7 protein-coding genes, 1 tRNA gene and 1 pseudogene are annotated in these 10,081 nt (G+C 36.5%); 7 read left to right on the forward strand and 2 right to left on the reverse strand.

The window, feature by feature from the left end:
- Nucleotides 1–258: 258 nt before the first annotated feature.
- The 7 genes from AB1414_09380 (at nucleotide 259) to AB1414_09410 (ending at nucleotide 9,126) form a co-directional block, all read left to right on the forward strand.
- Nucleotides 259–343 (forward strand) — tRNA-Tyr (locus AB1414_09380).
- A gap of 305 nt (nucleotides 344–648) precedes the next feature.
- Nucleotides 649–864 carry a histidine kinase dimerization/phospho-acceptor domain-containing protein gene (locus AB1414_09385; GenBank protein ID MEW6607648.1) on the forward strand — a complete coding sequence of 72 codons (216 nt, stop codon included), beginning with the start codon at nucleotides 649–651 and terminating at the stop codon, nucleotides 862–864.
- 171 nt (nucleotides 865–1,035) lie between these two features.
- Nucleotides 1,036–4,083, forward strand: a complete 3,048-nt coding sequence (locus AB1414_09390; protein MEW6607649.1) for an HD domain-containing phosphohydrolase — start codon at nucleotides 1,036–1,038, stop codon at nucleotides 4,081–4,083.
- Nucleotides 4,084–4,088: 5 nt separating this feature from the next.
- Nucleotides 4,089–5,372 (forward strand): phosphomethylpyrimidine synthase ThiC, encoded by a 1,284-nt coding sequence (gene thiC, locus AB1414_09395; protein MEW6607650.1) that lies wholly within the window; start codon nucleotides 4,089–4,091, stop codon nucleotides 5,370–5,372.
- Nucleotides 5,373–5,377: 5 nt separating this feature from the next.
- The gene (locus AB1414_09400; GenBank protein MEW6607651.1) at nucleotides 5,378–6,163 is read left to right on the forward strand and encodes a hypothetical protein; all 786 of its coding nucleotides are present in this window, start codon (nucleotides 5,378–5,380) and stop codon (nucleotides 6,161–6,163) included.
- Nucleotides 6,164–6,455: 292 nt separating this feature from the next.
- Nucleotides 6,456–7,124: a SprT family zinc-dependent metalloprotease gene (locus AB1414_09405; GenBank protein MEW6607652.1), complete on the forward strand. Its 669-nt coding sequence runs from the start codon at nucleotides 6,456–6,458 to the stop codon at nucleotides 7,122–7,124.
- Nucleotides 7,125–7,128: 4 nt separating this feature from the next.
- Entirely contained in the window at nucleotides 7,129–9,126 is a 1,998-nt protein-coding gene (locus tag AB1414_09410; GenBank protein MEW6607653.1) for a RecQ family ATP-dependent DNA helicase, read from the forward strand.
- Between the two features lie 37 nt (nucleotides 9,127–9,163).
- Here AB1414_09410 and AB1414_09415 read toward each other — a convergent pair.
- Nucleotides 9,164–9,376, reverse strand: a pseudogene (locus tag AB1414_09415) (GxxExxY protein).
- The coding region (gene bioD / locus AB1414_09420; protein ID MEW6607654.1) for a dethiobiotin synthase at nucleotides 9,361–10,081 on the reverse strand (721 nt) is incomplete at its 5' end. The pseudogene AB1414_09415 and the gene bioD, both read right to left, overlap by 16 nt.

Below are 10,081 nucleotides of genomic sequence, written 5' to 3' on the forward strand. Positions count from 1 at the left end.
ACATTTCGATCTTAATTAAAAACTCAAAATGCCTAAAACAAAAATAAGGTGTAGAGTTATAGAGATAAGTCGTAGAGTCTTTTCTTAAGTAAAAAAATAAAAAAAAGCTTGACACTTTACATAACAGTCACAGAGAACACAGAGGGAATATATAACCATTTGTGGCTAATTTCTCTAATTCTCTGTGAACTCTGTGCCTCTGTGGCTGAACGGTTACTGAGAATTTAACAATTATTGTCAATCCCTGCTTACTAATGTGGAGAGGTACCCAAGTGGACAAAGGGGGCAGACTGTAAATCTGTTGGCTATGCCTTCGGAGGTTCGAACCCTCCCCTCTCCACCAGGAAGAGTAACAGGATATAGCCACAGAGCCACAGAGAACACAGAGGGAATATATAATCACGAATGAATCCTGTTAGATGTTTTACTATCTAACGAGAGGAATCCGAATCTCTCTGAACAACAAAAAGATTTGTAGTGCGAGGTTTTAGCCTCGCTTCTGGCAAGCCAAAAGGTGAACCTAAAGGTTCACACTACATTTATGGGATATCAGAGATTAATTCGTGTCCTTAAGTGACTAATTTCTTTAGTTCTCTGTGAACTCTGTGCCTCTGTGGCTGAACGATTACGATTTTTAAAGGGGAAAACATGAAAAACAACGAAGAAAAAGACCCAATATCAAATCTCTCTCATAAAATAAAAGGTGCAATGACTGCGATTAAAGGAGCCGTTGACCTTTTATTAATGGATGATTCATTCCCGGTAAAGGATAGACGAGAAATATTAACCATTGCCAGAATTAATATAGATAAAACTATCAAATTGCTCAATGACTTAGTAGATGAATGTAAAAAAAGCAAGTAAGCGGTTAAAGGGTATCTGATGCTCTGTCACAGGTGATTTGATTAATAACCTATCCGAAATCTCAACTTACCAAATAGGGCTTCACGAAATTAAAAGTAAATAATCGGTTAATTGGTAACTAATTACCATTCACCAGTTACCATTTACCAAACTAAAGGAGGATTAAAAATCATGAAAAGAAGGATTAAACCAAAACCACTTGAGATGGAAAAAATCCTTAAAATGTCTGATATAGTCATGGTGCTTTTCCTTCTCATTATTATATTTATCAGTTATTTAGCCTATCAAGAAGGAATAGGTTATATGTTTATCCTGTGGGCACCATTATCCGCCTATATTGCTGTCTTTTATCTCTATTTAGTTAATATCCTAAAACAACAAAATCAACACTTATCCAGACAAAATAAAGCCCTGGTTTTAGCCAATCAAAAGAAATCCGAATTTGTTTATAATTGCGCCTATCAACTTAGAACTCCATTGACAACGATAAAAGGTGCCATTGACCTTTTATTAGATAAGGCTTTTGGTGAGATAAGCCCTGGACAGGAAAGATTCTTATTTAACATTGATAAATCATTATTGCAACTTAACGGTTTAGTCTGTAATCTCTTAGACCATTCGATGATGACCTCCGGGAGGCAAGACTTAGATATAAAGTTGACTAATATCCAGAGTTTAGTAGATGATGTGCTGACATTTTTTAAACCATCTGCTATGGAAAAAAATATCACCTTAGAATCTATTATTCCCAAAGATATTTCAGATGTTCCTGCTGATTCAGAAAGAATCAGGCAAGTATTAGTCAATCTAATAGATAATGCGATTAGATTTACGCAAGAATCAGGGAAGGTAAGTATTCAAGCCAAAGAATGGAGTGATTGTATTCAGGTAGGCGTGATAAATACAGGTAAGGGATTGCAGGAAGAAGATTATGAGCGAATATTTGATGAATTTTTTAAAAAAGCCCCTCTTTATGGTGGGCAAGGATTAGGATTAGCTATCGCTAAGGGAATTATCGAAGCACATAGCGGGGAAATCTGGGCAGATGGAACTCCAGATAAAGGTAGCAGTTTCTATTTTACACTGCCAAAAGAAACAAAAGCATTAGATTTGATGAAACAACGAAGGGAAGTTTCCGAATTTCTAAACCCAACTTTAACCCTTGTAGATTATGTTGACCAGAAAACACTTCAAAAAATTCTGGATAATTTTACTGAGGCTATTGGTCTGTCAGTTTCAATATTAGATACTGGAGGAAACTATATAATTAAACCTGTTGGATTAAATAGATTTTGCAGTTTAATTCAAGGTTGTGCTAAAGGTCAAACAAAATGCAAGCAATTCAGCGTAAAGGTTAGAAACGATAGTTTGCGAGATAATAGACCCAAGGCATATTATTGTTTTGCAGGGTTGGCACATTTTGCCGCACCCATCATTGTTGAAAATATACCGATGGGCTCTATAGAAATAGAAGGAACACAAATATTTACCCATATTAACCCCAAAAAAATTGAAAATATCGCACAAGAACTGGGGTTTGACCCGGATGTCTTAATAGAAGCCGCTTCAGATATTAAAAAGTTTCCAGAAAATAGAATTTATGCCGCTGGAGAATTACTCCATTCAATTGCAAAAATCATCTCGTCATTATGTGCTCAAGAACATGAGCTAACACATAAAATTGCAGAATTATCCACTCTAAGTCATATCGGTAAGGCAATTACTTCAAACCTTGACTTAGATAAACTATTAGACTTAATACTTTATACCACGATTACTGTTCTTGAAGGAGATTCGGGTTCTATTATGCTTATAGATAAGGAAAAAGAGGAACTATATGTTAAATCTGGCTACGGAATAACAAAAGAGGTAATTAAAGGAAGAAGGATTAAAATCGGTAAGGATATTGCGGGCTATGTGGCTAAAGAAAATAAACCATTGCTTATAAATCGTGGTATAGACGATTCTCATTTTGTTAGCATTCTACATAGAGAAGGGCTAAAATCTGTGATGTCAATACCGTTAGTTATTAAAAATGAACTGGAAGGTGTATTTAATATTGACCGCACCAAAGGGAGAGATTTTACAGAGGATGATTTGAATATGTTTGGGGCATTAGCCGTTCAGGCAAGTATTGTTATAGAGGATGCATTCTTATATCAAGAGCTTGAAGATAAAACCTCTGAATTAACGGCATTTTCTAAAGTTGGCAAGGGTATCTTATCTACTTTAAGCATTGAGCGGGTTTTAAAATTAATACTTAACGCCGTCGCCGAGGTAATGAATACAAAACAATGTGCCATTAGAATCATAGATAAAAAAGAAGGTAGATTAATCTTACAAGACTCAATAGGTTTGAATCAAAAAGAATTAGCCGTAGAAGAAAAATTTGCCATCCAATCCGCAGAACAGAAAAAACCTATTGTTTGTGCGGATGTAAAGAAGGAATATCCAGAAGAAAAAATCGAAATCTCCTCATTATTAAGTGTTCCTTTGATAATCCGGGAACGGGTACTGGGGACTAATAGCGTTCTTTCAACAAAACCACATCAATATACCCAACATGAAATAGATTTACTTTCTACATTTGCCGACCAGGCCTCTATTGCCATTGAAAATGCAGGATTATTTGAGGCGGTTAGAAAGGGACTTTTAGAGACGGCTTCAGACATAGGTCAAACGATAGACCTCAAAGATGCCTATATAAGTGGTCATTCTGAGGAAAAGGCAAGATATGCCTATGAGATTGCCCGGGCATTAAATATGAGTGAGTCAGCCGCAGAAAATATAAAAATGGCAACACTCCTGCATGATGTCGGTAAGATTGGTATTCCAGAAGAGATTTTGCTTAAACCAGGTAAATTAAGTGATGAGGAATTTGAAGCGGTTAAAAAACATCCTCTTATCTCAACCGAAATTTTAAAATCAATCGCATTTCCAAAAGAGATAATATGTGCTATTCGTCATCACCACGAAAGGTTTGATGGGAAAGGTTATCCAGATGGTCTAAGTAAAGATGAAATAGCTAAAGAGGCACTCATTATTGAGGCAGTAGATGCTTATGGTGCGATGACAAAAGATAGACCTTATCGAAAAGCACTATCTAAAGAAGAGGCGGCTAAAGAACTAAAGAATGGTGCCGGAACTCAGTTTGACCCGGAGGTAGTAGATGCCTTTATAAAGATATTAAAAACGGAAAAATCCTCAAAAGGAGCGTAAATAAAGTGACTCTGAAGGCAAAAGCTAATGACGGGGAAATATCTGACGAGATACAACAAATAGCCAAAAGTGAAAATGTCACATTAGAATTTATTCACCAGGGGCTATGTGAAGGAACCATCGTTATTCCTCATAATCCTAATCATAAAAAACTATCCAGACAATGCGGTATTGGAAAGGGACTTCGGACGAAAGTCAATGCCAATATTGGAACATCACCGAGTATCACTAATCTTCAAGAAGAACTAAAAAAAACTAAAGTGGCAATCGAGGCTGGTGCGGATACGATAATGGATTTATCTATTGGTGGAGATATAAGAAAGATAAGACTTGAAATACTTAAGGATTTAGAAGTGCCTCTTGGAACCGTGCCGATTTATCAAGCCGCTATCGAAGCGGTTGATAATAAAGGGTCAATCCTTGAAATGACCCCAGAATCAATCTTAAAGGTGATTGAAGAGCAGGCAAAAGATGGTGTTGACTTTATGACTATTCATGCAGGTGTAACTAAACACACGATTGAAAGGTTAAAAAATCAAGAAAGAATTATGGATGTCGTTAGTCGAGGTGGGGCATTTTTAATCGAGTGGATGATTTTTCATAACCAGGAAAATCCACTTTATCAATATTTTGATGCTATCCTGAATATCGCTTTTGAATATGATATTGTTTTGAGTCTTGGTGATGGGCTACGGCCTGGTTGCTTAAAAGATGCTACTGATAGACCACAGATACAAGAATTAATCACCTTAGGTGAATTAACTAAGCGAGCCTTTGAAAAAAATGTTCAGGTAATGATTGAGGGACCAGGTCATATACCGATAAATCAAATTTCAGCAAATGTTTTATTAGAAAAAAGGCTATGTTACGAGGCACCATTTTATGTTTTGGGACCCCTTGTTACTGATATAGCCCCGGGTTATGACCATATCACCGGGGCAATAGGTGGAGCAATTGCGGCCGCTTCTGGTGCTGATTTCCTGTGTTATGTTACCTCAGCAGAACATCTTAGACTCCCAACGATTGAGGATGTTAAGGAAGGAGTTATCACCTCAAGAATAGCCGCTCATGCCGGCGATGTCGCTAAAGGTATTCCTTGTGCATTGGATAGGGATATACAAATGGCTCAGGCACGAAAAAAATTAGATTGGGAAACTCAAATTAAACTGGCAATTGACCCTGAAAGGGCAAGTAAATACCAACAACAATCTCCACCACTATCTGAAGGTTGCACGATGTGTGGAAAATATTGTGCGATGAAAGAGGTAGAAAAGTTTTTTAGGAGGTAAAAAAAGTGGAGAAATCCAAAATCCAAAATCCAAAATCCAAAATTAACTTAGTGTTTCTTATTATTTTAATAATAAGTCCTGCGTTAATCCTGGCAGAAGAATATTATGGTCCTAAAAAGAAAATTATTGTTGAGGATTTCTATGTTAATCTGAAGAATGCCCCTCCTCAAAGTGCTAAAATCTTTACTTCAAAATTTAGATTAGCGTTACTTAACACAAATAGGTTTGTGGTTAAAAAGGCAAAAACTGAAGAATTTACTCAAATGATAGTTCGTGGGAAAATCTTAAAATGTCAGGAAGAAAAATTAACTAAATGGTATGAGAAAACCTTACCAGCTCGATTCAGAGGACCAAAGACTACCAGGGCATACATTGTAGTAGCAATAGACCTATGTGACCCCAATAGAGATTTGGTAATTAAATCCCTTCGGATTAAAGGAGATGCAAAAGTGAGCGAGGGAAAATTAGGGGAAAAACCCACTGTGGATGTAGAACATTCGGCACTTGTTATGTCCATTAATAAGGTGCTAACAAAAGTAGTTGGTATGATAATTGCAGAAATGGGAAAATACAAATGGGAAGCAAGAATAACCAGTGTAAATGGGAATAAGCTTTACATTGACAGTGGATTAGAGGCAGACATAAAGGCAGGAATGATCTTTAAAATATATGATGATGAGACACTCATGGGCGAAACGAAAATAATTGAAGTAAATAAAGATTTCTCAATTGGTCTTATGACAAAAAATAATGGAATTAAACCAAATATGAGCGTGAGGATGATGGAGTAAAAATGGGAATCTATAGAAATTGATTGTAAAAAGACAATAAATTTCTACTATTAGAGCAGTTATTAATCAAAATTTTACTCAGGGTGGATAAGGAAAAAATCCCAAATCCCAAGCACCAAATCCCACATACCAAAAAGCGAATTAGAGATTAGTGAATTAGAGATTAGATTTTACTAATTCGCTAATTCGCTTAATTCACTAATTCACTAAATGGAATTTGGAATTTGTGATTTGGAATTTCATAGCCATATCTATGTCAAATTTCGGTTAATAAGTGCTATATTGAGCAGTGATGAATGACATCAAAATAGACAAAATAATTCGTTCTAAAAGAAAAACAATAGGTATTGAGATTACCTCGGAGGCAAGCTTAATTGTGCGCGTGCCTCTGCGGACTTCTTTAGAACATATTAAAAAAATAGTTGATAAAAAGCGGTTTTGGATTCGAAAAAAACAGAAAACGGCTAAAGAGAAAAAAAACATACCCAGAAAATTTGTCGAGGGAGAAAAATTCCTCTATCTGGGTAACACCTATTGCCTCTCTATCTTTAATAATCCTTCCCCACCACTTTTATTTAACCAGAAATTTTTGCTTTCAAGAGATTATCTTCCTTATGCCCAGGAGATATTTGTTGCCTGGTATAAAAACCAGGCATACTATAAGATTAAGGAGAGATTAGACTGGTATTCTACTTTATCAGGATTGAAATATAATGGATTCAAGATAACGAATGCTAGAAAGCGGTGGGGTTCTTGCAATGGGAAAGACAGGTTATGTTTTAGCTGGCGGCTCATTATGACACCGTTAAGTGTTATAGATTATGTCGTTGTTCATGAATTAACACATATCGTCGAAAAAAATCACTCAAAGAGATTCTGGCACAAATTAAAGATAATCCTCCCTAATTATGAAGAAAGTAAAAAGTGGTTGAAAGAGAATGGGTATTTGTTAGGGATATAATGATATGGATAAGATTTATCACATTTTGCAGAATAACTTTGGCTTTAGCCAATTTAAACCAGGTCAATTAGAAATTATCCAGGAGATATTGGCGAAAAGGGATGTTCTGGGTATTTTACCAACTGCGGGTGGGAAATCACTTTGCTATCAATTACCCGCGATTATCTCCTCTGGAGTAACTATCGTTATCTCGCCACTTATTGCCTTGATGAAAGACCAGGTAGATTCCTTTGAGGAGCTTGGTCATACAACGGCAACTTATATTAGCTCAGGGCTTTCTGTGAATCAAGTAAAAGTTCGATTAGAGAAACTCAAACGAGGTGAATTTAAACTTCTGTATGTCTCTCCAGAGCGTATGCTTATGCCAGGTTTTAAAGAGGTATTATCCAGGATTAAAATTAGTTTATTTGCTGTCGATGAGGCACATTGTGTTAGTCAATGGGGACACGATTTCAGACCTGAATATTTAAAACTTAAAGATATATTTGCCCAATATCCCAAAACTCCTATTTTAACTATTACGGCAACCGCTACCCCACAGGTCCAACAGGATATTATGACTCATCTGGGTTTGCGAAGAGCCAGGCAGGTAATTATAAGTTTTGACCGCCCTAATCTTGAATTTAGTGTCATTTCCACCCGAGTAAGTGAAAAAAGTGAGCATTTATTAAAGATTTTAAAAGCAGAGCCAGGCAATTTTATCGTTTATGTCGCCAGACAAAAAGATGCCGAAGAGATAGCTAACTTCCTTAAAACAAATCAAATCTCTGCTCTACCATATCATGCTGGACTTGGGAATGAGACTCGATGGAAAACCCAGGAGGCTTTTATGTCTGGGGTAACGCGGGTAGTAGTCGCTACGATTGCCTTTGGATTAGGTATTGATAAACCGGATATTCGCGGTATTATCCATTATCATACACCTGCCTCTTTAGAGGCTTACTATCAAGAAGCAGGTCGGTCAGGCAGGGACGGCAAAAAGGCAAAATGTATTCTCCTCTTTAATCGTAAAGATTTAGAGATTCACCGCTATTTTATCTATCAATCTTATCCAGGTTCACGAGAAATCTACTGGATATATCGTCAGCTGTGTGACGGGCTTTCTCCACAACAAATAATTGCCGAGGGGAAGAATGTCCACGAAACAAAGATGAATGTCGTCCTGAGGTTATTGGAGGAAGCAAATTGTATCCAATTAGGCGACAAGCTCAAAATAACTAAAGGGCTGAGATGGCTTAATATTAACCTCACAAATGAAGAAAGACGCAAGATGATGGAGCTTGATAGATTAAAAAATATGGTAGAATACGCTGAAAATAAAATCTGCCGTCGAGCATACATCCTTACTTATCTTGGTGAGCAAAATCTACAGCCCTCTTGTAATAATTGTGATGTTTGCCTTGGACTTACAACTGATGTCCAGAGTATTCATCAGGAAAAGATTGAGGCGATTATTTACGAGTGTGTTAAAGAATATGAAGGGAAAATGGGCAGGCAGGGTTTTGCCCAATTACTTAATGGCAGTCAAAGTAACACTATGGAAACCCTGAACTTAAAGACATCAGCGTTTTATGGAAAATTAAGGGATTTTACTCAAAAAGAAATTATCGCTTTCATTGACAATTTCATAAGTAAAGGTTCACTTGAAGTAATCACAAAGGATTATCCGCTACTATTTCTATCTAAAGAAAAGACCGTTGATAAACCTGTCCCTCGAAAAGTAGGATTAGAGATTCTGCGATTAGTCCATAACTGGAATGGTAAATTACCATCATCCAGTATCGCCAATATCCTGAGGGGAGTAGAAACTTCTGATGCCATTATTAAATATGGTCAGGATATTTTTGGAGCACATTTTGGTATGCTTAAAGAATATGATTATCATCAATTAAAAGAATTTATTGACCTGATGCTTGCTAAAGGTTATCTTCAAAAGGAAAAGAATCAACTCTCCCTGAGCAAGGCAGGATTTGGTGTTTTGGGGATTAATCCTGAAGAGTAACTGTTCACCGCAGAGACGCAGAGACACAGAGGAAAAATTAAAATCTATTTGCTATACGCTTAATTCCATCTCTTAGAACAGAAACATTAAAATTGATCAATAAACCAATCCTTTTATTCATCATTTTTAGGTAGGTTAAAAGTTGAGCTTCATGAATCGGAAGTAGTTGCTCGACTGCTTTTAATTCTACGATAACTTTTTCTTCAACCAAAAGATCTATCCTGTATCCACAATCTAATTTAAATCCTTTTTTCTCTGTTCCTCTGCGTCTCTGCGGTGAATAGTTACTAAAATATCACCCTTCAAATTCTCTTTTAATAAATTAATAATATTCCCTGGATTTCCCTTTTCAAGGTTAATTTCAGGATTATATGGAATAATAGCAAGTATTGGCACTTTAGATAATGTCTGGATTATTTGAGGATTTGTCTTTTCAACTATCGTCGCCTCATTTTCTTTAAACATATTTATCACTACCCCAAAAATCCGAATTCCTTGTAATTGAGCCTGTTTGATAGTTAATAAGGTATGGTTTATCGTGCCTAATGAAGGTTTAGCTACGATTAAAATAGGCAGGTCTAAATCCTTGATTAAATCTATCATCAGGTAATTATCTTTAATTGGAACTAATATCCCACCCGCACCCTCAACTATAACTATATCATACCTTGATTTTAATTCACGGTAGGAGGCGAGAATTTTTTCAATATCTATTTTTACGCCCGTTATTTGACTTGCGACTAATGGTGCGACCGCAGGTTCTAAGCAGTAAGGATTTAACAAATTAATATCTTCAACAATCCCGGAGGTTTTAATCATCAACTCTAAATCCTGAGAGATAAGTTTTCCCTCTCTTTTAACCGCTCCGGTCTGAATCGGTTTCATCACACCTACTTTTAACCCTTTTTCTCTAAACAGCCCGGCTAACCCCGCCGCAATTACTGTCTTGCCCACC

It is taken from the genome of bacterium, assembly GCA_040755795.1.
In the GTDB taxonomy this organism is placed as follows: Bacteria; UBA9089; CG2-30-40-21; order CG2-30-40-21; family SBAY01; genus JBFLXS01.

What these genes read in the sequence shown, in the direction of transcription:
- AB1414_09385 (MEW6607648.1), top strand. Translation starts at nt 649, where the DNA reads ATGAAAAACAACGAAGAAAAAGACCCAATATCAAATCTCTCTCATAAA.
- AB1414_09390 (MEW6607649.1), top strand. Translation starts at nt 1,036, where the DNA reads ATGAAAAGAAGGATTAAACCAAAACCACTTGAGATGGAAAAAATCCTT.
- AB1414_09405 (MEW6607652.1), top strand. Translation starts at nt 6,456, where the DNA reads ATGAATGACATCAAAATAGACAAAATAATTCGTTCTAAAAGAAAAACA.
- AB1414_09410 (MEW6607653.1), top strand. Translation starts at nt 7,129, where the DNA reads ATGGATAAGATTTATCACATTTTGCAGAATAACTTTGGCTTTAGCCAA.